Origin of the sequence: Chryseobacterium sp. MYb328 (assembly GCF_037572595.1) — a bacterium.
Lineage (GTDB): Bacteria > Bacteroidota > Bacteroidia > Flavobacteriales > Weeksellaceae > Chryseobacterium > Chryseobacterium pennae.
Genome location: NZ_JBBGZQ010000006.1, coordinates 37,429 through 61,510 on the forward strand (window position 1 = coordinate 37,429; position 24,082 = coordinate 61,510).

A 24,082-nucleotide genomic window follows, 5' to 3' on the forward strand; every position below is an offset into this window, starting at 1 on the left:
TCTCTTATTTCACCTGATGCAACAAGGGATGCAGCTTTCCGGAATGTTTTGTTTCCATGGTTTCTTTAACAACAATTACTGGTTTCAATCCAATTGATTTAACCGGGATCCAGTGTCTGTTTTTGGCAAACGGATAATTGGGCAATTGCAACTTAACAGGTTGTTTGTTCTTGTATTGTTTCGTCCAATCCACAATGTAGCCCTCAACCCAAGCAGTTGCCAGTTCCGTCAGTTCCTGAAGCTCTCCTATTTTTTTTCCTTTTGATTTGCTTACCATTCCTTCAAATACTTTCTCAGCCTTATTTTCATAAAGATTTTCTCTCAGTTCCTCTACGTCAGAGACAACTGTTGCCCAACGGTATTTGAGTTCCTCTCTCCCAATGTGGAGTGTATAGGCCATATTTTTCAGATCAGTATGCTTATTTTCCTGAATAAAATTCAGGTAATTACTCTTCAATTGTTGAAGTGCAGACTTCGTATTGGCAGATAAACAAATCACAACCGGTTCATTTCCTGAAGAATAATCCGGTGTTTTTTTAGAATATTCCTGTACAATTACATGGGCATTTGAGCCTCCAAATCCAAAGCTGCTCACTCCTGCAATTCTCGGGTTATCGGATTTCCAGTGTTGTGTTTCTTTTACCAGTTCAAACGGACTTCCTTCCAGCTCCAGATATTCATTTGGAGAAGTAAGATGAGGATTGCCTGGCAATGTTTGATGCTGCATACTAAGAATCACTTTAAGTACACCAGCAATTCCTGCAGCGGATTCAAGGTGACCGATATTTGTTTTTACGCTTCCGAGCTTACAAAATAATTTATTCTTTATCGGTAAATTTTGAACGGCAGCAATTTCTTTAAAAGCAGCTTTTAATGCTTCCGTTTCAATCGGATCTCCAAGAGGAGTTCCGGTACCATGAGTTTCAATATAGGTTACATCCGTCAAAGAAACTCCACTTTTCAAATAGGCATTTACCAATAAATCTTTCTGTGCTTTGGGGTTCGGAGATGTTAATGTATTGGCTTTTCCGCCATGATTTTCATTACTCCCTTTAATAATTCCGAAAATGGTATCTCCATCTTCTTCTGCCTGTTTCAATGATTTCAGCAAAATAAATCCGACTCCTTCCGAACGTACATAGCCATTTGCTTTTTTGTCGAATGTTTTACATCTTCCATCTTCACTAAGCATTCCAGCCTGTGTAAATGACAATGTTAAGTCGGGAGCCAGTAAAGCATTAACTCCTCCGGCAACAGCCATAGAACAGTTTCCGGATCTGATGTTTTCAACCGCCCGGTGAATTGCAACCAACGAACTGGAGCAAGCTGTATCAATAGCCTCACTAGGACCATGCAGATCAAACAGGTAAGAAATTCGATTGGCCAAAACAGCATGAGAATATCCCGTGGAAAAATGGGCTTCACTTACTACATCTGCATGTTCTTTTAGCAGAACGGAATAATCTGTGGATGAAACCCCAACGAAAACTCCGGTATCTGTTCCTTTTAAATCTTCTGGACGAATGGCAGCATTCTCAAATAAATGATAGACCAATTCAAGTGTAATGCGTTGTTGCGGATCCATCAACTCTGCTTCATGCGGAGAAATATTAAAAAACAAGGCGTCAAATTTGTCAATGTCGGTAATGAATCCGCCATGAATTGCCTTAGTTTTATTTTTTTCTTTAAACGGGTCGCCGAAATAATTCTTCCAACTCCATCTGTCTGCAGGAATTTCCGAAATTGCATCATGTTTATTGACCAGATTTTTCCAGAAGATATCCAGATTTTTTGCTCCTGGCAGTCTCCCGGCAATACCAACAATTGCCACTTCTTCCCGTTCAATTATTTGTGAATGTATTTTTACTGTTTCTTCATTTTCTATTTCTTCCGGAATATCGAAAACTGATTCGTTTGCTTCGAAAGATGATGTATTTTCCTTTACCACATGATCGGTATGTTCTTCCAGCAGGAATGAACCTAGCTCATGAAGTGTAGGATAGTTATAGAAAATGGTAGGCATCAGATGAAGATCATAGGCTTCGTTCAGCGCATTGGAAAACTGGGTCAGTGAAATCGAGTCAAAACCAAATTCACCGAATTCAAGTTCCGTATCCATTTCTGCAGCATCCAACTTCAATATATCAGCGGCCAGCTTTAGCAGATTATTTCGAAATACTTCTTCCTGCATTGTTTTATCAATAACCGGTTTCAACACTGGTTTCTTAGAAGCAATTACAGGTTGATTATAAAATTTCTTTTCGAGAATATCCTGATCACCGTATACCAATCCCGCCACAGAACAGTTGCTTTTCAAAATAGCATCCAGAGCTTCCATTCCCAAATTGGTTGGAAGAGGTTCCATTCCCCAATGTCGCTTTAAGTACTGTTCTGAGGACTCATCGATCTGCATGCCACCAGAACGCCACAACGGCCAGTTTATACTCAGAGTCTGTCCGTGTCTTTCTCCGCGTTCAACTAAAATATTACGGTAATGTGTGTAATCATCCAGATAGGCATTCGCGGATGCATAATCTGACTGACCAATATTGCCCAATATGGCAGATACAGAAGAAAAATTAACAAAAAAGTCCAGAGATTCATCTTTGGTTGCCTCGTCCAGATTTATAATCCCTGAAATCTTAGGATCAAACACTGCTTTGATTTCTTCGTAGGTTTTCTGAACCAATAAACTGTCTCTTAGAACACCCGAAGCATGAATGAGCCCGGTCAGATATCCATATTCCTCTTTGATTTGGCTTATGAGTCTTTCAACAGAAACGGTATCGCTTACATCGGTTTGAAGGTATCTCCATGAAGGTTGATCTGACAGTAACTCCTGCTGCTTTGCATTGGCTGTTCTCCGTCCTGATAGAATAATTGTAGCTGTTGGATAATTCCTGCTGATGTGCTGGGCCAACTGGATACCTAAACCGCCAAATCCGCCTGTAATAAGGTATACCCCTTCCGGGCGAAAGGAAATACTTCGGCTATCCGTAAGATCCACAGACCTCAGCGTACACACTGATCGGATTACTCCTTGGTAGCGGATCTCTTTGGAAGCAGTATTGAGTTCATTTTTTAGGATCTGCACCCATTTTTCAGGAGCATTAAAATCTTCCAGTCCAAGAATTCTTCCTGTAAACCAGGAACATTCCTGCTCTGCTGATTTGATTAATCCGCGTAAAAATCCAAAGCAATGATAGTGAGAAGTTAATCCCGCAACAGTAAGATTCAATGGTGATTTGCTGGTGATACTTTTAAGAATCTCTTTCTTTACTCTTTCAAACAGATCAACAGAAGAAGATGAAGAAAGATGAAGGACTTTACAGTCCAGAGATTCCGATACTGAAGCGATAAGCTCTTCCGAAGCATCGATCAAAACAATTGTAGCGGCTGGGGATAAAGTACCATCTGCATCCGGCACAAGATTTTCCTGTTTCCAGGTACTTTGGTAGTAACTCACTGAAGCTGTTTCTGATGTGGCATCAAGATTTTTGTGGATAATTACCGGCAACTTTTCTGCAGTTTCATCCGGTTTTCTATCATTTACTTCTATCCAAAAACGCTTTTCTTTGAACTGATAAGGTGGCAATTCTATTTTTTTAACATGGGAAGAATTTAATAATTCCCAGTCTATCTGCACTCCTTTTGTCCATAAACCAGCCAATGAATTCAATTCTGAAAAACGAACTGCTGCATCAATATATGCTTTTCCAGCTTCTCCGGTAAGCAACAATTCTATCTTATCTTTTCGTGTATTTCCTTCAAAATATTTTTTCGGAGAAGAGACGTTATCCAGGTAAGCTGTCAACTGCTGCAATAAATCTTCAATTGAATCTGTAACAAAGGCTAAACGATACTGGAATTCATCTCGTCCTACCTGTAAAGTATAAGCCAGATTGTGAAGAGAAATATCGGTTCTTATATTCTCCTCTACAGCCGGCAGTTTATAAAACGCTTGTAATTCTTTTCCCCATTTGCTTTCAATATGAGTTATTAAATGAGCAACGGATGTGGTATTTATAATTTCATGCTGGAGTTGATCAATGTTCCAGTGATCTGAAAAATAGACAGCAAAAGTAACGAGGTCAAATTGCTGAATATTCAGTTCTTCAAAACTCATGTCGGGTCTGATCTCTGTTTGCAAAATGCTCAGGTGATCTGAAAACCATCGAAGTAATTCCTTCTTCAATATATAAGATAGTGCAGGTTTTCTTTGATGAGAATCTCCCAATAAAAATGCCCGTAAAGCAATAATATACTTTTTTAAACTATCTTCAGACTTGGCTGAAACGGGAACTATCAGTTTCTTTTTCTCTTTCTGAACAGGCTGCTTATTTTTATCCTGATAGGCAGTAACAAGAATATGTGCATTGGAACCACCGGCACCAAAAGAGCTTATTCCAGCTGTTAATGGATACTTTTGTCCATTTAATTGAACTTCTTCCCAATTATCACCACTCTGAGCAATAATAAACGGTGTATTTTTCAGATCAATCATCGGATTAATATCTTCCGAATGCAATGATTTGGGAATATAGCGATGCTTCATACTGTATAGCACCTTTGCAAGCCCTGCAAGTCCTGCAGCCGTTTCAGCATGACCGATATTGGTTTTTACAGAACCTATTTTACAGTATCCATTGGGTGGACTGCTGATTCCTTGTTCTGAAAACAAATCAGAAAAAGCCATTTTCATACCGTTGATTTCAATCGGGTCTCCCAATGCTGTCCCGGTTCCATGCGCTTCAATATAGCTGATGGTTCTTGGATCTATGGAGGATTTTCGGATCGTTTCTTTGATCAGTTCTGCCTGTGCAAGCGGATTCGGGGCAGTTAACGAAGCAGAGGCACCGCCATGATTTTCCGAAGAGCCCACAATTACACCGAGAATCGGGTCATTGTCTCTCTCAGCAGCACTTAACTTCTTCAAAATAACGGCTCCTACTCCATCTCCCCGAACATATCCGTTTGCCTCTTTTGAAAAAGTTTTACAACGTCCATCCTCACAGATCATTCCTGTTTTGGCATATTGAATATGCATCGTAGGATCCATCATGATATTTGCAGCTCCTGCAATTGCCATTTCACAACCTTCGTTCTGAATAGCAAGTGCAGCTCTATGAATAGCTACCAGAGAACTGGAACAAGCTGTGTCAATAACGTGACATGGTCCATTTAAATTCAACTGGAATGCGATTCTGCTTGGGCAGAAGACATGCGATGCAGCCGTCAAGGTCATGGCATCCAGCGGTAACTTCTGTAGCTTGAGCTGATAATCCATGAGATTGATTCCCAGAAACACAGCTATTTTCTTTGAAGAGAGCGAGGCTGTGCTGTAGCCTGAGCGGTAAATAGCTTTCCAGACGCTCTGCAAAAAGAGCCTGTGTTGAGGGTCCATGAGTTCTGCCTCTTTCGGTGAAATGGTAAAAAATTCAGGATCGAACTGATCAATTTCAGGAATAAATCCACCCCATCTGACATTCGTTTTATTCTCTTTCTGTGGGTTCCCAAAGTGATTTTCCCAATTCCATCGGTCAGCAGGAATACTTTCGATACAATTATCTTCATTTCTAAGATGTTCCCATAATTCCTCTGCGGAACGACTTTTTGCAAACATTCCATCTATTCCGATGATAGCAATCGGTTCATAGACTGAAGGTTTTATTTTTTCTTCTATTGCCAGGGTTTTCGTATGGTCAGTCTGTTTACTTAAAAACACTCTTCTGTATTTTTCCAGCAATGCTTTTTCTTCAGCATGTGTTTCTGCTTTCATAACAGAATCAGCCCCGGAGACCTCTCTTTCTGTTATTTCTACAGTCGATTTTCCTTCCTGGAACAATTCCGGATTTTTTTGATAAATAATTTCCGCCAATCGCTTTAAATTTCTGGCTTCAAAAAAAATGGTAGCATGCAGTTCAACAGAAAATTTGCTGCTAAGACGTTTGATAAATTCTGTAATGAGCAACGAATCCATACCATATTGAGAAACACCACTGTTTACATCAATTTTATCAAGTGGAAGCTTTATTAATGCCGACAATTGTTCGGTAAGTTCCTGTTCAATAAAAGTAAGATGCATTTCTGATGATAATGCAGTAGCTTGGTGTGCAGCAATAGTGTCAGGAGTTTTTACTTTTTCAACAAGTGATTTGCGGGCAAGTTCTATTAATTCATTCTCTAGGTAGGCTTTCATTTTACTCTGAATAGGATCCATAAAAGTGAATTAGGAGTTAGTTAACATATCGGTGTAATAATTGACTTCTTTGAGATATTTCCAGAGATCAACTTCCCATTGATGTCTGTATGAATCGAGGAAATTCCGTTGTCCCATATCCGGAATATTTTCATTTTTTGCTTCTTTGAATTGCTGAAGGCCTTTTTTCCCGGATCGGATGGCATGGATATACTCCACGCAAAAATTAGCACTCGACTCAATAAAACTTCCAAAACCTGTGGCTGAATTAATGAATCCGACAAACAGCAGATTATCCATACTTTTTGGAACCATATGAAGGAAAAAGTCGGGAACTCCATTTTTCATATCAATTAACCCTTTTTCAAGAAATGAAAAGTCACGGTCATAGCCTGTGGCGCAGATAATCAGGTCAATTTCGGTTTCTGTTCCGTCTTCGAATTGAACTATTTTCCCTTCCAGTTTACTGATATCCGGTTTTGGTTCAATGGATCCATGGCCGATATAATACAGAATCTGTGAATTCAGAATCGGATGTGCCTCTTGAATCGGGTAATCAGGTTTTGGTAATCCAAAGTCTGTTCCGTCGAACCCGGCAAGTTTAAACACCTGCTCTATGTAAGCCATTCCTTCTTCTTTTGAGTCAAATTTATTTCCAAGTGAAAGCATCCAGTCTGAAGTTGGCATTCCATTGATAAATTTCGGCTGATAATAATACCCTCTTCTGGTACTATGAAATACTGCTGCAGAATGATGAACACAATCTACCGCAATATCGCAACCTGAATTTCCGCCACCCATTACCAGAACTCGTTTACCTGCTATCTGATGAGATCCTTTATAATTCAGGGAATGAAGGACTTCTCCTGTATAATCAGAAAAATTCAATTTGGGAAATCTCCCGATACGCTGCAAACCATTGCATACAATTACAAAGTCATAATACTCGGAATGTCCATTTTCAGTATTTATCCTCCAACCATCTTCTTCTTTACGAACAGATTTTACTGCTGTATTGAATCGGGCATGCTTATAAACCCCTGAAGATCTGGCTACTTCTCTCCAATAATTGAGTACTAATTCGTGTTTGGGATAATGCGGATAACTCTCTGGCATTGGGAAATCCATCAACTGAGTAATTTTCTTTGATGAGATAAGATGAGCAGATTCATAAACCCGGCCACAAAGCTCATTTGCATTCCATACTCCGCCGAAATCGGCTCCAGCTTCGTATAAATCATATTCAATTCCGGATGTGGAAAGCTTACGCGCGATGGAAATACCGCTAGGCCCTCCGCCAATAATACAGATTTTACTCATAGTTTAATTTTGATACAAAAATTCCGTTATCATTTCTCCTTCTCTTACTCCTTTGAATGCAAATTGCATGATACCTTGAGAGTTGAATAACAGAAAGTCATAACTGTTTTTGGTTTTCTTGATTTTAAATGGCATTAGTGGATTTAAATCTCCTTTTATATTGATTTCTTCCGAAAAATAGGGAAGTAAATCTTTTGGTTCTGCTGAATAATTGACTGTCTTTGAGTTGACAGAAGCCAGTATTTTACGAATAGTCCAGAGTCCCTGAAATATGTTGAAAAGAGTTCCTGTTCTTACTTCTATTATTCCATCAAAACTATTTTTTCCTGCATGAATTTCAAGAATTCTGCAAGGGTTGTGAACGGTCTGTAATTTGCGGTTCAGCAGCTGTGAATCCAGTTGATTCAATTGTTTTTCTTCCCGGGAATTGATCTTATTATACTCATCTTCCCTATTACATTCATGCACTTCACCAAAAAACAAAGGTTTTCCGGATTTGCTGAATTCAAAATATTCTGCTTCATCTTTTCTGATGATTCTCAATGGAACCTGGTCTCCAGATTTTAAATCCATATTCTCTTCTGTCCAGAATACATTTTTCAGAATATATTGTTTACCAGAATGATTGTCCTTAAATATTCCACGAATTAATTCAGGAAATAATAACCCAAAGTCTTTGTTTATCCACCCCGCTAAATCCGGAATTAAACAATTGATCAGTTCATCAGTTAAACAGGATCTATCGTGGTTACAAATCTCATGGGATTTATAATTTTTTACTTTATCTTTTTTTGAACCAGGAATCCAATATCTTTCTTTTGCAAACGGATAAACCGGTAAATCAGTTAACCATTTAATATTTGAAGAAATATACTGTTTCCAATTAACTGTTCCTCCGGCTACCCAATATGCTGCAATTTGGTCCCAGTCAGCATTTTCCGGAAGGACTTTTGCAGTATCCGGATTTGCTTTCCCGTGAACCAATCTATTATTGGGTTTGTGATGCTCAAAATCTTCAAGTGCAGACATTAATTCTTCCTTTTCAGAAGAGATAACAGCAATTCGTTGCCCTAATTCAGCCCTTCCCATCTGCAATGTTGCAGACAGTGCCTGCAAGTCTGTATTCTCATTTTGAAGGATGTATTTTTTCAGCTTTCTGGCAAGTTCCCGTAAAGCTTCAGCAGTAACTGCGGAAAGCACAAACAATAATGGACTGGATGTATCTCTTACTTTCTGAATTCTTTCTTGTTCGATACGAGATCCAATTATTACATGAGCATTGGTTCCTCCAACACCGAAGTTGCTTACCCCGGCAAAAAGTGTATTATTTTCATTTTCAGAAACCCATTTCTGAAGATTCTGCTGTATGTAGAAAGGACCTGAGTTCAGATCTATTTTAGGATTTAACTGTTTATAGTTGATGGTAGGAGGAATTTGCCGATGCTTCATTGCCAGTAAAACCTTCAGAACACCTACTAAACCGGAGGCTGCCTCCAGATGACCAATGTTACTTTTTACAGAACCAAGTCCACAGCTATTAGGTCTTATTTCACCATTCATTTTATTAGCAACATCATTCAGTCCGTTGATTTCAATTGGATCACCCAATGATGTTCCTGTTCCATGAGCTTCCAGATAAGACAAATCACTCATCGTTAAATTTGCATTTTTTAATGCAGCAATAACCAATTCAGACTGCTGTTTAGGATTGGGAACGGTTATTCCGCTTACTCTTCCTCCGTGATTAACAGCTGATCCTTTGATCGTTCCAAGAATTTCATCGTTATCTGCCACTGCTTCACTCAGTGGTTTCAATAAGAACAAGACAGCTCCTTCAGCCCGTACATAACCATTTGCATTTTGATCAAACGTACTGCATTTTCCATCTTCACTTAACATTTTTGAAGTATAATATGAGATGGTTTTTGCACTGTTACACATCAAATGAACTCCACCAACTATGGCTTGTGTACATATTCCTGCCTGTAATGCCAAAATCGCATCATGCAGGGCAACCAATGACGACGAACAAGCCGTATCAACTGTTTTACTAGGCCCCTTTAGGTCAAAGAAATAGGAAATACGATTGGAAAGAAGTGCAGATGCGCTTCCGGTTACACTGATTCCAGATGTAGAGTTGTATGAAAGCTGTTCATAATCACTTCCGCTTGCACCGATAAATACTCCGATATCTTTTCCTCTATACCTGTCCGGATGATATGCTGCACGCTCAAAAAGCTCCCAGGATAGCTGAAGAAGCAAACGTTGTTGTGGATCCATTAATTCAGCTTCTAAGGGAGAAATAGAGAAAAAGGAAGGATCAAATTCATCCAGTCCGGTAATAAAACCTCCTTTATCTATTCCTTTATGTAAGATTTGTGGATTTATTTCTTTCGGCCATTCCCATCTTCCCTCTGGTAAAATCCCAATGACTGATTCTCCGGATTTCAAGATTTCCCAAAAAGCTTCTGCTGTATTCGCTCCGGGCAATTTGAAGCTGGTTGCTACAATAGCAATTTCGTCCTTCGTTTTTTCCTTTTCAATTTCGAATGCTTTAACTGTGTTTCCCGATCTGTTCAAAACTATATCAGCAATTTCTTCACAGTTCTGTGCTCCATAAAACTTACTAGGATTTGTATTCAAATTCAGGTCAATATTCAGTTGCTCAGAAAGTTCCATAAACAAAATAGATTCGATTCCAAGAAGAGATAAATCAGTTTTGGATGAAATGGTTACTCCTCCAAGCATTTCGGATAAAATTCCTCCAATCTTTTGAATCAATTCTGTTCTTTCTATACAGGTTCTGTTTTCTGTAAAATCTTCAATCTTTTCAGACTGCTGTACAAACGGTCTTGTTTGTTCATCTGAATGTTTCTCTATTTCCGCTGTCCATTCTTTTTTAAATTCACGAACAACAAACTGTTTGGAAATCAGTGCCCGATCTGCTTTTCGGTATATTGAAGAAGAGATTTGAATTTTATTTTTTTCCAGGAATTCATAATGATTCAGTTCATAAACCAGCTCATCTTTTGGGTTTGCATTTCCGAAATAAAAAATATCGCGGGACAAACAAACATTGGATTGGGTCCAGTCACTATCCTCAATATCCAGTATTTCGTTAAAGACCTTACGTTCACAACGGTCGTTAATCATTGGATAGGAAGCAAAATATAACAGTCCAACACCATTAATATCAGAGAATGGATCTATCTGATAAGTATATTGAGCAATACAATGAGAAGTAACTTTAAAACTGTTCCCGGCAAATGTATGCCACCACTCTGATTTATCTGTATCCGACAAATTGCTTTTCATCTGCAGAAATCCTTTGGCAAATTCAGGTAATTCTTTATGCGTTATTGTTTTTTCGTCTGCCTGCTTTACGGGAGCTGACTTTTGCAATTCTGTATTGTCTGTAGTTCTTGCAGAAAATACAGTCATTAATGAAGCCCTTATTTTATGATCTGCTCCTGTTAATTCCTGTTCTGAAAAGAACATTTTATTACCGAATCTGGAAATTTCGCTGGTAATTCGGATCGGGTCATTTTCTTTAAATGCAGATAAATCTTTATCTGATTCCCATTTTATTCTGACAAAACTGGCATAGAGACGTTCACCAGAATGATCTACAAGTTTGTCTGTAGAAATTCCCAGACTACCAGAAATCAAATTCCAGTGATGATCACCAAATTCTTTTAAGAACCAATTTTCGGAGAGACCGGTTAGGGATAAATGAGGCATCCCTAAAGTATAATCTTTACCTTGTGTAAAAAAAGTTTCTGTCATAATTTACAATATTTAGCAAATTCCTGCTCTATCAGCTGTTTCTTTGCTACCATGTATTGCCTTTTTTATAGGGTATACAGATTAAAAAAAAATATATTTTTCAGATAGAAATCTTGGTTTAATTCCAAAAATCTCATTGAAATTCTACTTTCAATTATTGTATAATTATGTAACTCCATCCTATGTTTAAAATTTAAAAATGCTCAACTTTTACTAGTTAATCTCTCAACAAAAATGATATCATGTTTACTTCTATCCTATCCCTCTTTGGAATAAAGATTATAGTAAGGTGATTTTGCTAAGTAGTGAATACTACCAATAAGTTAATTATTAAGTTCCTGGTTTTTAGATTGCCAATATAGCACCATTAAAATTCACGCACAAATGAAATAGAAATTTTATAGAAAAACATTCATAACATTGCAATAAATCAAATAATTACAACATAAATTAATAGCATTAAAAGGAAAATAATAATTAATTTCGTTTAAATAAAGAAGAGAATATATCACCGATTAAAGAAGAAACAAGGGTATATAATTGATATCCTAAGAAAAATGAGGTAACGGTTTGGGCTATGAACTGAAAGTCTAAACTTATGAGTTTTTTTCAATAACGGGTAACTAAACAGAGTGTTTCATAGTAGAGATTATGAAGCAGCAACTTTGGAATAAATATATTGTTTGTGCCAGACTAATTTAGGGAAGTAAAGGATAAATTATGTTTTGTTTTGACACTATCCAATCATTTACCTGACAGAAAATATTTTGTTCTGCCCTGGTGATGGTAAAAATGAATGTTCATCAAAATAAAAAAAGTCATTATTTCACATTATAACAAAATGATTATAAACTAGTTATTTAAACAAATAATAGATTGTATTTTAGTATTAAAATCAGTCTATATTTCACTCTTCAACAAAGTTCTGGGCTGACTTTACAACAGATATTTTACCACCAACAGAACACTGACAAGTAGAGCTGTCCAACAGCTCTTTTTTACCCTCAATTTCAAAATCAGAGGTATTGTCCCATTTAACAGGTGAAGGAGTGCAGGAAGACCTTAAAACACTGCATACTCCAAAAGGTTTGATATTACTGTTAGGTTGCTTGTCTTCCTCTGTAGCCTGTAGCTTATCTTCAATGTTCATAAAAGATTGACTGGTTACTGTGATAGGTGTTGGTACAGATCCTTTATCACATTTTAGCTGGGTGGTGTCTGTAATATGATTTGGCATTTTATCATTTTTTTGAAGTTTTCTTTTTGGGTGTCACTCCAATAATTTTTTTGATATAACTATCTAGTTCTTGAGATTCATAGAAATGTAAGCAATCTGCTACGACTGTATAACTTCTACCTGTTTCAGAATGATAAGATGATTCAAGAGTTGCTATGTCTTTAGATTGTTTTTCAGTAAATTCTCTAATTTTAGCACTTTCTTTATTAGAAATTTTACCTAAATCAATAAATAGATTTTCAGATTTATCACTTAATTGAAACTTATCGTTTAAATAAGTAGCATCTAATTTATTATTATTTACATATATACAATTACAATAAGCATATTTCTTCATATACTTAATTTTATCATCTTTTGTTTGACCATAAATTTGATTGCTGAAGATAATTAAACTTATAATTATTAATTGTAAAGTTATTATGCCTTTAGCATTGTGTATTTGTGCCCAATCAGCTTGTGAAACTTTTTTCTTACTATTCCACAATTGTGCCCATTCTGATTGTGTAAGATTGTTTTTCTTTCTGAGATTGGCTGGCATTTCAATTTTATCTAATTTTATATCAATTTCTGGTTTTCCTAGATGGTCAGACAAATATGGAGCTAATTCACGTACCCTGTACCAATAATTCAATTTATCATCACCTTTATGAACTCCTCCTATTGTTCCTTTTGCTTTATAATTTGAATTATTATTTGGTAATTTAAACCCACTGTAATTCAGACCTCTGCTCATTCTAAATGCACAAGTGTTTTCCCATGCACTATTTTGTTTCAACATACCAAGTAATCCATTTCCAATATCGGTGTATAGGGTGTTTACATCTACAGAGCTATTAGGGTAATTTTTAATCATATCTCTCCAGCTAGGTCTTAAAACCTGTACTGGTCTTGTCTGTTGGTTTCCACTTGTGGCAATAATACCTCTTCGTTGCTCTAGTAGAGTTGGTATAAAGTTATTAATATCCATGATAAGCGTGTTTATGTATTTTCCGATTCTATTTCTTCTTCTGTCATAAGTTCAAGAGTGTAAGTCTTTAAAGGCTCCTTAAAGATTACTGTTCCATCTCTGTCTACTGTTCCTGATAAAGTAAGCTCATCTAGTCCTTCTGCTAAAGGCTCTCCATCATCGGACTTTATAGTTACATCAATACCTTCTCCCTCTTCGTAGTTTCTTGTTTGAACAATAAGATTCATGTCAACAAAAAACTTGGAACCATCCATTAGAGAAGTATTTTCCTCTTCATAAGCCCAATACATTGATGCAATCTGTTTTTCTTTTGTATAATCAAACTCTCCATTTTGAGGGAGTTTATTCATTTGTGGAGCTTTGTACTCAATTTTGTCTTTAGCAGTCAATAATGAGTTTGCTCCGTACACATGCATTCTGTCCTTTGCTCCAAATTCAGTTTGTCCATCTGTATACCCAATGAGCTTTTCTTTACCATAAAGGTCTAAGTGAGCTTTTGCTGATATTTCGGTATTGGTTCCAGCATTGATGATAGTTTTCTTCCCACTGTCTTGGCTTATCTCTTGCTTAGCAATAATCTTAATGTTCTGCCCAATATTGGTATCCATGTTCTTGCCTGCCTTGGTTTCAATATTCTCTTCAATATCAAACTTTAGGTTCTTGGATTTTATTGTAATGGTTTCAGGGGCTGTAATGTTTATGTTGCTTCCCTCTGTATCAAATCTCAACTCATTACCACTCTTATCTGTCAGTAAAATACTCTCATCTTCTGTAAACACTAACCTGTGTCCACTTCTGGTTTGTAGGGATTTTACACGGTTATCCATACCACCCCCCAATCCTACACCACCATGAAACATTCCACCCATTGCAAAAGGAAAGTCTGGATTATGATATTCAAAGTTAACCATTATCTGGTCTCCAATTTCTGGAACAGCTACAAAGCCTCTGTTCTGGCTTATGGCACCTGTTCCCCCAGCATCAGGACTCATCATTCTGATAAAATGAGTGGTATCATTTAACTGCCAATCAAACTGCACCTGTATTCTTCCTTGATTTAAAGGGTCGATATTGGAAACTACAGTGGCTACCTGTGGCTCTGCTTTTGGCATCACAAAATCAGGTTTAGGCATGAAGCCTGTTCCCTCGGCTATAGCTTCAAAACTTCCCGTATAATATCCTCTTGCATCAACTTCGTGGCTCACCTCTGTTATCATCAAAGTTGTAAAGTGAGAGGTCTTGTTACTGTCCTGTTTTCTCATGTCTATATCTGCTATACAACCTACAAACAGGAAAGGAATAGTTGTGTTCCCAGATACAGTAAAAACTTCTACAGCTTTACTTCCTCTTGCACTTCTTTGGGAATCATCCACATCCAAAAATATATTGGCATTAATAGGGGTGGGAGTCAGTGAACGGGTTTTAAAAATATTTTTATTCAGCTCATAGGCTTTGGATGATAGGTCTCCTAAATGCTTTATAGCATTGTCAGAACCATTCATTTTAGCATGACTGCTGCTGTTATAACCAAAGTATTCGGGTTTTGTATGAACTGCTTTTAACTCTACCTGTACATCTGTAATATTACTTCCATAAATAAGTTGGAGAGGTTTTTCAGTTGGAGGTGGAAGTTTTCCAAAATGTAAAACATACCCATCATAGTAAAATTGCTCTCCATAGGCTTCTGCTAATCTTGTCAGGTAATTATAATGAGTTTCACAATATTGAGCACTATAGTTAATATAGCCTTTATTTTGGGTGTCTATTCTAAAATCAAATTGAGTTGTTCCCAATGTCTCTTTAATGATGTTGTCAGCAATGACAGAAGTGTTGACGGTCTGACTGCCTCCAAAACTTTGAGTATGGGGTGCAGAATCCATTAGTATAGTTGGACTGCAGCCTTTGAGTACAATATTTCCTAGGCTCATTTTTTCCTGACTGAATGCCACTTTTGTAACCACACCAACAAATGTTCTTTCGGGGCTTTCGTTTTCAGCATCTTTATATTTAAAAGTAACGGTCAGACGTTTCCCCAGAAACTGCTGTGCCTGTTCTAAATTATAGCTCTGTCTTTCATCAAGAGAGTCATGTGCTAAAGTAAGCTCAAAGTAATGGTGTTTCCTGGCACTCTGCTGTAAACGGAAGTGTTTAAAGTGACTGATAAGTTTTCCATTAACCACAACATCAAGCTTGACCACACGGTTAATACCTGCTATATGGTTCTCGGAAATCCTCTCAGAATTTGAGACGTTTTTTTTCATTATACATTTGTGTGTTTTTGATATTATATCACTAAAGGTAGAGAAAATATCATGACAGATATAAAGTTTCTGTTAAATTTTTAAAAGTGTAGTAGAGCTGCGATTGTTAAGATTCTATGAAAATTTTGCTTTTATCCAGAATGTGAAACCAATTTTAACAGGTGAACCAGCTTTTTATGTATTGCTTAAAGAAATATAGGAAAAATGTGGAAAAAAACTTTGATAAAAAAAAACCTACTGTAATCAGTAGGTTTTTTCTGCTTTATTGCGGAGAGTGAGGGATTCGAACCCCCGGACCTGTTACAGTCAACAGTTTTCAAGACTGCCGCAATCGACCACTCTGCCAACTCTCCTTAAACTCCGATTGTATCGTTGTTTTCAGTGGTGCAAATATAGAACGTTTTTTAATTTCCGCAAAACTTTTTCAACACAAATTTTAACAAAACTTAATAATCGGCTAAAAATCAGATCAATTATTTTTATAATTTTATGTAAAATAAATTCTGGCCTGCTACTTTTCCTCCTGTTCATCCCACTTTTGGAGAAAAAACGTTTGTGTTCCTGAAGAAAAAAGGAGTACCAATCAGAAATTAATCTGAATATTTCTATTTGGTTCATTTTTTGCAATGCCTGTCGGAATAAAAAAAATTAATTATTATGAAGTTTTCTTATTGGGGAGCAGGGATTTTAGCGGTTGCGTTGACAGTTACCCTAGGATCTAACACCCTTTTTGCCAGTCAGCCCTTGACGGCAGCTACAGAATATATGCAGAAGAATGATTCTGATTCCATAAAAGTTGAAAATCTGGCTAAAGAGCTTAAGAAATTAAAGCCTATCAGTTCTGATGATTTTAAAAGCAAATTTAAAAAAGAAATTAGCGGGTTTAAACTTACAGAAGCTACCGCCTTTGAAGATAAAGAAACAGGATCATATGCTACAGCAAACTATGCTAAAGGATCTAAAAATGTTTATTTAATGGTAACAGACGGTGCCGGAGCTGGAGCAGAACAGGTTAAAGGAAATCTTTTGAGCTATCTGGAATTAAAAGCAGTAGAAGAACCAGGCGATAAAACAAATATCAAAAATTACAAAGGCTGGTCGGTTTACTTTGATCACAGCATGTATGAAAATGATAAAATGACAAGTATCCAATATTTGGAAGGGAACAGATATAGTGTTGTAGCTTCAGGGACTAATATCCCACTTGATGAGCTAAAAAGTCTTTTGGATAACATTAGCCTGTAAGATTTTCTCACAATAAAAAAACAGCTCCGATTTATGAAGATAGATCGGAGCTGTTTTATATCCGAAATTCGGATTGAAGCCTTTCCTATTAATCTGTAAAAATACATCATTCATTCCTTTATTTCCTGCGTTCATTATTTTTTCATTGAACTGAAAAAGTGATTGTAATAGCTTTGATTCATCAAAATAAAAACAATTAATACGATAACATTATGAACAGGGAATTATTTTTTTTAAGAACATTTGCTTTTGCAGCAGTTATAGGAATAACTTTTTAACAGCTTCCGCATTCAAAACAGACGGTCATCAGAAATTTACTGAAATTGATGTGGAAAGAATCAATGTGGTGGAAAAAGACGGCACGGTAAAAATGATTATTACCAACGTTGACAAATTCCCATCCGGAGAAGAAAAAGTAAACGGCAGCGCTCCTAATAAAACCAGAAAAAAACGTTCAGGAATGCTCTTTTTTAATGAAGAAGGAATTGAATGTGGTGGCTTTATCTATGACGGGCAGAAGAATAAAAACGGACACAGTTCCGGACTGTCTCTGACCTATGATCAATATGACGGAGATCAGGTAATGCAGCTGTTAACACAGGATTATAAGAAAGGAGATAAAAGAATTGTATCCAGTGGACTTTATTTCAATGATCGTCCCGCAAAAGAATCCCAAATCAGAACCGGGGAGATTATGACAGAACTTGATGCACTGGAAAAGAATCCGGAAGCATTCCAGAAAAAATATAAAGAGTATGAAAGCCAGGGACTCATCGGAGGAGCTCCACGAATGATGCTGGGTAAAACTAAAGATGAGAATAACGGTCTGTTTTTATTTGACAGTAAAGGACAGCCACGCGCCAGATTCTGTGTGGATAAGAACAATGAAGCTAAGCTGGATTTCCTGGATGATAAAGGAAATATTACGGCTTCATTTCCTGAAAAGAAAAAATAATGTTCAGAAAACGGCCCTGTAAAAAATATAGGGCTATTTTTGTGAAAAAGATCTCTGATAACTGCATGAAAACCATTTTAAAACAGATCAGCCAAAACAGATACTTCCTGCTGTTTATTCTTTTATTTGCTTATATCCAGTCTATTCATGTACGAGTCACTGTCAGAAGAACACTGAACAGATATATTTTCACACCTGAAGCAGCTGTAGCAACGTTCATCAGCGCCTGCATCCTGTTTTTTGTCATCGATATATTCATCAAGAAATGGCAAAGGTCATCCAAATTCAGAGGCAGGGAAATTTTTAAAATTTTCACTTCATCATTATTAGTTTACCTCCTTGTGATGAACATGATAGGCTTTATGATCTCACTTACGTTTGGAACCATTGAAAAGAATTTTAACAGAGAAACATTTATTTTCACCTCTTTTTCTGATCTTATTGACGGCTTTGTATATGGAAGTTTTTTTCTTGCTTACCGATATTATAAAAAAAATGTAGTATACCAGAAACAGTTGTTACTGTATGAGCAGGCATTGTCAGACAGCAAGATCAATCAGTTGAAGACTCAGCTTAATCCTCACTTTCTGTTCAATAACCTTAATGTTCTGGATCAGCTGATAGAAGAAGATAGACAAAAAGCTTCCGATTTTCTCAATGAATTTGCAGAAATTTACCGGTATGTTCTGGATGTTTCCGATAAGAAACTGATTTCCGTACAGGAAGAGCTGGCTTTTGCTGAGAAGTATTTCAGTCTGATACGCTCCAAGTATGGAAATGCCTATATGCTCCAGACAGACTATGAAAATATAACAGGAAATACGGTACCTCTTTCTCTGCAACTGCTGTTGGAAAATGCAGTACAGCACAATCTTGGAAGCTCGTCCCATCCTGTTCTGATTACCGTTCATGTAGGAAAAAATATAACCGTAACCAATAATAGAATTCCTAAGCGAAGCATTAAAAAGATATCAGGAAGAGCTTTAAATAATCTTATAGAACAATATTCTGTATTCACTGATCAGCCTTTGGAAATTGTAAAAACAGAAACAGAATTCACCATCATCATCCCTATAATTCCGGAGAAAATATGATAAAAGTTATCATCATTGAAGATGAAATTCCAGCCAGGAATAAATTAAAACGATTTCTCAGCGAACTAGAGCATCCTGTAAAGGTTATTGCAGAAATTGATACTATAGAAAGTGCTATTGATTTTCTGAAAAATTCAACGGTGGATGTCATTTTTTCAGATATAGAATTATTGGATGGAAATGCTTTTGAGATCTATGATCAGGTAAGTATTGCCTGCCCCATTATCTTTACCACTGCCTATGATCAGTTTTGGATGAATGCTTTTGAAAGCAATGGTATTGAATATCTTTTAAAACCTTTTACTCAGGATCGTTTTAAAAAAGCATGGAATAAATTTCTATTATTAAAAAAATCAGATCCGGTAGAGAATGAGATACTGATGAAACTTCAGAAGATGTTACATAACAATCAGCCGGAGAAAAACTATAAACAGCGCTTTACCGTCAGTTCCCATCAGGGAATGTATTTTATTAATACGGAAGATATAGCTTTCTTTGAAGCTGATGAAGGAATTGTTTTCGCAATAGATACATTCGGTAAGAAGCACCTACTCAGTGAATCTACACTGAAGGATATAGAATCACTTCTCGATCCCTCGGTATTTTTCAGAATCAACCGTAGTGAACTTGTACAGAAGCATCATGTTGTAAGAATAGAACGGTATAATAAGAATGCGGTAGCCATTCAGATGAAAGGATATAAAAGCCACCTGATTACAAGCCAGGCAAATACATCTGCTTTTCGCAGGTGGATTGAAGAATAACCTGAAATAATTATCCTATAAGACAGTATAAAACCCATTTAAAAACAAAAAACTGTTTCATTCAGAAACAGTTTTTATTTTTATGATGCAACAGGTTTCTACTCTCCTGCCGGTTCAAATAATTCGATTTTATTTCCTTCAGGATCCATAATATGAACAAATTTTCCATATTCGTAAGTTGCAATTTCATCCAGGATCGTAATTCCTTCTTTTTTTAATTCTTCTACCAAGGATTCAATATCTGCCACATGATAATTGATCATAAAATCTTTTTCTGAAGGCTCAAAATATTGGGTAGATTCTTTAAACGGACTCCATAATGTATATCCTTTTTTTTCAGAGTCAGTTTCTCTCCAATCAAATTTTGCTCCGTATGGGCTGGTTTCCACTCCAAGATGGGTTTTATACCAATTGTTTACCTGTTCCGGATCTTTACATTTAAAGAAAATTCCTCCAATTGCTGTTACTTTTTTCATGCCTGTTCTTTATTAAGTTTTTATATTAAATCAATTTGAAACTTCACAAATATATCAATGTTTTCATTATAATATTCTACTTTATATAAAGATTGGGTATTAATAAGATTTGTATAGTTGGAAATAGCAAGGGCGCAAAATAATATAAAAATAAAATGTTTTAAGGCGCAAATATTTTATCTCCGGTAAAATTGTACACTGCTGAAGTATACTTTTATAATCGTCACGATGCACTAATATTTTTTTATGTGCCTCTGGCCTCTGTGGTTCAAAAAATATTTATAACCACAGAGACTTTATATATAAAATTATGCATGTATGTTTTATTCGTGTATCCGTGGCAAATAAAAAAGCGTACCCATCAGGTACGCTTTATATTATTAAAAACTAAATTATTAGTGTAATTCAGCTAAATATTTTTCTGCATCCATTGCAGACATACAGCCGCTTCCTGCTGCTGTAATAGCCTGTCTGTAGATATGATCCTGAACATCACCAGCAGCAAAAACCCCTGGAAGGTTTGTTCTTGAAGAACCTTTTTCGGTTACAATATATCCATTTTCATCTAGGTCTACCTGTCCTACAAAGATATCTGTATTCGGCTTGTGACCGATTGCGATGAAGATCCCTTCAACATCTACCTTAGATGTTTCCTGAGTCTGATTATTGATAATCACAGCTCTTTCCACTAAACTGTTTTCCCCTTCAATTCCAATAAGCTCATGGTGAAATTTCACTTCAATATTCGGAGTATTTTCTACTCTGTGAACCATTGCTTTTGAAGCTCTGAAAACGTCTTTTCTAACCAATAATGTTACCTTTCTGCATAGTTTAGCAAGATAAGTTGCTTCTTCAGCAGCTGTATCTCCTGCTCCTACTACCACAACATCTTTTCCTCTGTAGAAAAACCCATCACATGTAGCACAAGCTGAAACTCCACCTCCTGCATATTTTTTTTCATCTTCAAGACCTAAGTATTTTGCTGTAGCTCCTGTAGAAATAATTACAGTTTTAGCTAAAATCTCTTTATTTCCTGCATATAGCTTGTGAACACCTCCAACTTCTTTTGAAAACTCAGCTTTGGTGATCATTTCGTAATGTACTTTAGTTTCAAATCTTTCTGCCTGCTTCTGCAGATCCATCATCATTTCAGGACCTGTAATCCCTGCTGGATATCCTGGAAAGTTATCAACCTCCGTAGTTGTAGTTAATTGTCCGCCCGGCTCCAAACCTGTATACAATTCAGGTTTTAAGTCTGCTCTTGCTGCATAGATAGCAGCTGTGAAACCAGAAGGCCCAGATCCAACGATCACACAATCTAAAATATTTTGCTCCATAATTTATTTGTTCGAAAAAGGATTTAATTAAATTAAGACCGCTAATTTCGTAATTTTTACTGTCTTTTTAAAGTTATTTTAATGATAGTTGTCAATAAGAGATATGCGGATTGTCAATGAATGTACAGGATGCAGGTCTCAGAATACGAGATACAAGGCAGTAAGATACAGGATACAGACTTAAAGCTTAACATAACCTCTGATCTACAGGACAACCATTCCCAGTCTATTATCTATCCGTATATCATTTCAAGATCTCCTACTCTCAACTTTAAACCTTCATTTTAATCTTGTCCACATTAATAATCTTATACACCAGCTCCTTGATGAGTTCCGCTTCTCCCATATTCACGGCTCCAAGCCCTTTTCCTTTCATATCAAACTCTCTGAGGATAGAAATGACCCTTGTTGCATGTTTTAAAGGATACAATCTTGCACTTTCTGCATAATCCTTGATAAAGTAAGGGTTTACACCCATCTGAGACGCTATCGTCTGTGGTGGCTGCCCTGCCATTGTCTGGTAAATGATCACATTTGAAAAGTAGCTGTAAAGACTGGCCAACATCATAACAAAAGGATTATTCTTTGGATTTTTGCCCATAAAGTGAGCAATTTTAAAGGCTGCATTGGCATTCTTTGTTCCTAATGCCTTCTGAAGCTCAAAAACATTATACTCTTTACTGATCCCGATGTGGTTTTCAACAATGGTTCCATCCAGTAATTCTCCTTCTTTAAGGATGATCTTTAATTTATTCAGTTCATTGGCAATTCTGGAAAGATCATTTCCAAGATATTCTGCCAGAAGATGAGAAATATTGGGTGCCGTTTTGATTTTCAGTTTTACACATTCATCAGAAATCCATTTTGGAAGATTGTTTTCTCTTACAGACTCGCTGAGGAAAAGAGCATTGGCCTTATCTAAAGCTTTAGCAGCCTTTTTCCGGCTGTCTAATTTTTTATGTTTATGAGCAAAAACCAATACTGTAGAAGGAACAGGATTTCCAATATAAGTTTCCAGAATTCTGTTTTCCTCTTCATTCAATTTCAGATCCTGAGCTTCTTTTACAATAATCACCTGCTTATCTCCCATCATCGGAAACTGCCTTGCCAGAGAAAGAACTTCCTGGTATGAAGTATCTTTTCCATAGGTTACGGTTTGGTTAAAGGCTTTTTCATCCTCTTCCAAAAAGTTGTGTTCAAGAGCTTTTACGGCAACATCAATAAAGTAGGCTTCTTCTCCGTGGAAAAAATAAATAGGTAAAACTTCTTTATTTTTAATATTTTTGAGGATTAAATCTAATTCTTTCATCTTACTAATGGAACTTCCAAAACTGAATTTTCAGGAAACTTTTGATTTTAAATTCAAGAAAGACAAAGATAAGTTTTTTATTTATGACTTGGTTCGTAAAACTTATCTTCTGCTCACTCCTGAGGAATGGGTAAGGCAACACTGGATTCACTATTATCTTACCGTAAAATCCTACTCTGCATCGGCATTAATTACCGAAAAAAAAATTGTTTTAAATGGTCTTACCAAAAGAATCGACCTTTTAGTGACCGAAAAAACAGAACCTATTATCCTGATTGAATGTAAAGCCCCGCAAATCAAATTAACGGAAAAAACATTTGAGCAGACAGCCCGATACAACTCTATTATCGGAGCTAAGGAAATTATTTTAACAAATGGTCTCCAACATATCAATGCTTATTATGAAAATGAGCAGTATGTATTTTATAAACCAGATTAGATCTAAGGTAAAAATTAAACAACAAATATTAATATGAAAATTAAAAATATAGTATTCGATTTCGGAGGAGTTTTAATGGACTGGAACCCGAGATATTTCTTTAAAGATTATTTCAATGATGACGAAAAAATGGAATACTTCCTGGAAAATATTGCTCAGGACGAATGGAATATTGAACAGGACCGCGGAAGAAGCCTTTCAGAAGGAACAGAGATCCAGGTAAAAAAATTTCCGGACTGGGAACAAGAAATCAGAGCCTATTATGATAACTGGACCGTGATGCTGAAAAGTGATATTCCTCAAAATGTTGATATTTTAAGAAAGTTAAAGAACACAGACTATCAACTATTTGGATTAACAAACTGGTCTGCAGAAACTTTCCCTTATGCGTTGGAAAACTATGACTTCTTCCAGCTTTTTGATGGAAAAATTGTGGTTTCAGGAACAGAAAAACTGATTAAGCCTGATCCTAAAATCTGGCATGTTTTACTGGAAAGATATAACATTCAGGCAGCAGAGTCTGTTTTCATTGATGATAATCCAAAGAATATTAAAATGGCAAAGTCGCTGGGATTCAACACCATTCACGTTCTGCCGGATACAGATCTGAAACAGGAACTGTCTCATCTGGGTGTAGAAATTCAGTGATTTTATTATAAATAGTAAAAAAATCCTCAGTTAAGTTATTTT

At 36.4% G+C, this 24,082-nt stretch carries 15 protein-coding genes and 1 tRNA gene; 6 read left to right on the top strand and 10 right to left on the bottom strand.

Annotated elements, in window-relative coordinates:
* Nucleotides 1-4 precede the first annotated feature (4 nt).
* The 7 genes from WH267_RS08175 to WH267_RS08205 all read right to left on the bottom strand — a co-directional run bounded on the left by WH267_RS08175 (nt 5) and on the right by WH267_RS08205 (nt 16,126).
* A complete protein-coding gene (locus tag WH267_RS08175; protein ID WP_340007236.1) occupies nt 5-6,199 on the bottom strand; it encodes an SDR family NAD(P)-dependent oxidoreductase in 6,195 nt (2,064 codons plus the stop codon).
* 30 nt (nt 6,200-6,229) lie between these two features.
* Entirely contained in the window at nt 6,230-7,519 is a 1,290-nt protein-coding gene (locus WH267_RS08180) for a flavin-containing monooxygenase (RefSeq protein ID WP_340007238.1), read from the bottom strand.
* A 3-nt stretch (nt 7,520-7,522) separates the two neighbouring features.
* The gene (locus WH267_RS08185) at nt 7,523-11,305 is read right to left on the bottom strand and encodes a Pnap_2097 family protein (RefSeq protein WP_340007240.1); all 3,783 of its coding nucleotides are present in this window, start codon (nt 11,303-11,305) and stop codon (nt 7,523-7,525) included.
* 907 nt (nt 11,306-12,212) lie between these two features.
* Nucleotides 12,213-12,542, bottom strand: coding sequence for a DUF4280 domain-containing protein (locus WH267_RS08190; RefSeq protein ID WP_340007241.1), 330 nt, complete (start codon nt 12,540-12,542; stop codon nt 12,213-12,215).
* 4 nt (nt 12,543-12,546) lie between these two features.
* Nucleotides 12,547-13,512 (bottom strand): T6SS effector amidase Tae4 family protein, encoded by a 966-nt coding sequence (locus tag WH267_RS08195; protein ID WP_340007242.1) that lies wholly within the window; start codon nt 13,510-13,512, stop codon nt 12,547-12,549.
* Nucleotides 13,513-13,523: 11 nt separating this feature from the next.
* Nucleotides 13,524-15,773 carry a type VI secretion system Vgr family protein gene (locus WH267_RS08200; protein ID WP_340007245.1) on the bottom strand — a complete coding sequence of 750 codons (2,250 nt, stop codon included), beginning with the start codon at nt 15,771-15,773 and terminating at the stop codon, nt 13,524-13,526.
* A 268-nt stretch (nt 15,774-16,041) separates the two neighbouring features.
* Nucleotides 16,042-16,126, bottom strand: a tRNA-Ser gene (locus WH267_RS08205).
* Nucleotides 16,127-16,430: 304 nt separating this feature from the next.
* Between WH267_RS08205 and WH267_RS08210 the strand changes: the two genes are divergently transcribed.
* The 4 genes from WH267_RS08210 to WH267_RS08225 all read left to right on the top strand — a co-directional run bounded on the left by WH267_RS08210 (nt 16,431) and on the right by WH267_RS08225 (nt 19,831).
* Complete coding sequence (locus tag WH267_RS08210) at nt 16,431-17,018, top strand: hypothetical protein (RefSeq protein WP_340007247.1); 588 nt, start codon at nt 16,431-16,433, stop codon at nt 17,016-17,018.
* A 328-nt stretch (nt 17,019-17,346) separates the two neighbouring features.
* Nucleotides 17,347-17,973, top strand: coding sequence for a hypothetical protein (locus WH267_RS08215; protein ID WP_340007249.1), 627 nt, complete (start codon nt 17,347-17,349; stop codon nt 17,971-17,973).
* Between the two features lie 65 nt (nt 17,974-18,038).
* Nucleotides 18,039-19,067, top strand: coding sequence for a sensor histidine kinase (locus tag WH267_RS08220; RefSeq protein ID WP_340007251.1), 1,029 nt, complete (start codon nt 18,039-18,041; stop codon nt 19,065-19,067).
* Entirely contained in the window at nt 19,064-19,831 is a 768-nt protein-coding gene (locus WH267_RS08225; protein WP_340007253.1) for a LytR/AlgR family response regulator transcription factor, read from the top strand. The genes WH267_RS08220 and WH267_RS08225 overlap by 4 nt, the downstream gene beginning before the upstream one ends.
* Before the next feature lie 98 nt (nt 19,832-19,929).
* On the opposite strand, the gene WH267_RS08230 is transcribed toward WH267_RS08225, so the two are convergent.
* From WH267_RS08230 to holA, 3 genes are all read right to left on the bottom strand, one after another.
* On the bottom strand, nt 19,930-20,307 hold the full coding sequence (locus WH267_RS08230; RefSeq protein WP_340007255.1) for a VOC family protein: 378 nt from the start codon (nt 20,305-20,307) through the stop codon (nt 19,930-19,932).
* Nucleotides 20,308-20,702: 395 nt separating this feature from the next.
* Entirely contained in the window at nt 20,703-21,644 is a 942-nt protein-coding gene (gene trxB / locus WH267_RS08235) for a thioredoxin-disulfide reductase (RefSeq protein WP_115972256.1), read from the bottom strand.
* A 271-nt stretch (nt 21,645-21,915) separates the two neighbouring features.
* Nucleotides 21,916-22,953, bottom strand: coding sequence for a DNA polymerase III subunit delta (gene holA / locus WH267_RS08240; protein WP_115972257.1), 1,038 nt, complete (start codon nt 22,951-22,953; stop codon nt 21,916-21,918).
* A gap of 7 nt (nt 22,954-22,960) precedes the next feature.
* On the opposite strand from holA, the gene WH267_RS08245 reads away from it, so the two are divergent.
* Nucleotides 22,961-23,392 carry a type I restriction enzyme HsdR N-terminal domain-containing protein gene (locus WH267_RS08245; RefSeq protein WP_115972258.1) on the top strand — a complete coding sequence of 144 codons (432 nt, stop codon included), beginning with the start codon at nt 22,961-22,963 and terminating at the stop codon, nt 23,390-23,392.
* Between the two features lie 33 nt (nt 23,393-23,425).
* The gene (locus WH267_RS08250; RefSeq protein ID WP_340007263.1) at nt 23,426-24,040 is read left to right on the top strand and encodes an HAD family hydrolase; all 615 of its coding nucleotides are present in this window, start codon (nt 23,426-23,428) and stop codon (nt 24,038-24,040) included.
* The last annotated feature ends 42 nt before the right edge of the window (nt 24,041-24,082 follow it).

Coding starts and splice junctions, on each gene's coding strand:
- WH267_RS08175 (WP_340007236.1), bottom strand. CDS start 6,199: ATGAAAGCCTACCTAGAGAATGAATTAATAGAACTTGCCCGCAAATCA.
- WH267_RS08180 (WP_340007238.1), bottom strand. CDS start 7,519: ATGAGTAAAATCTGTATTATTGGCGGAGGGCCTAGCGGTATTTCCATC.
- WH267_RS08185 (WP_340007240.1), bottom strand. CDS start 11,305: ATGACAGAAACTTTTTTTACACAAGGTAAAGATTATACTTTAGGGATG.
- WH267_RS08190 (WP_340007241.1), bottom strand. CDS start 12,542: ATGCCAAATCATATTACAGACACCACCCAGCTAAAATGTGATAAAGGA.
- WH267_RS08195 (WP_340007242.1), bottom strand. CDS start 13,512: ATGGATATTAATAACTTTATACCAACTCTACTAGAGCAACGAAGAGGT.
- WH267_RS08200 (WP_340007245.1), bottom strand. CDS start 15,773: ATGAAAAAAAACGTCTCAAATTCTGAGAGGATTTCCGAGAACCATATA.
- WH267_RS08210 (WP_340007247.1), top strand. CDS start 16,431: ATGAAGTTTTCTTATTGGGGAGCAGGGATTTTAGCGGTTGCGTTGACA.
- WH267_RS08220 (WP_340007251.1), top strand. CDS start 18,039: ATGAAAACCATTTTAAAACAGATCAGCCAAAACAGATACTTCCTGCTG.
- WH267_RS08225 (WP_340007253.1), top strand. CDS start 19,064: ATGATAAAAGTTATCATCATTGAAGATGAAATTCCAGCCAGGAATAAA.
- WH267_RS08230 (WP_340007255.1), bottom strand. CDS start 20,307: ATGAAAAAAGTAACAGCAATTGGAGGAATTTTCTTTAAATGTAAAGAT.
- trxB (WP_115972256.1), bottom strand. CDS start 21,644: ATGGAGCAAAATATTTTAGATTGTGTGATCGTTGGATCTGGGCCTTCT.
- holA (WP_115972257.1), bottom strand. CDS start 22,953: ATGAAAGAATTAGATTTAATCCTCAAAAATATTAAAAATAAAGAAGTT.
- WH267_RS08245 (WP_115972258.1), top strand. CDS start 22,961: ATGGAACTTCCAAAACTGAATTTTCAGGAAACTTTTGATTTTAAATTC.
- WH267_RS08250 (WP_340007263.1), top strand. CDS start 23,426: ATGAAAATTAAAAATATAGTATTCGATTTCGGAGGAGTTTTAATGGAC.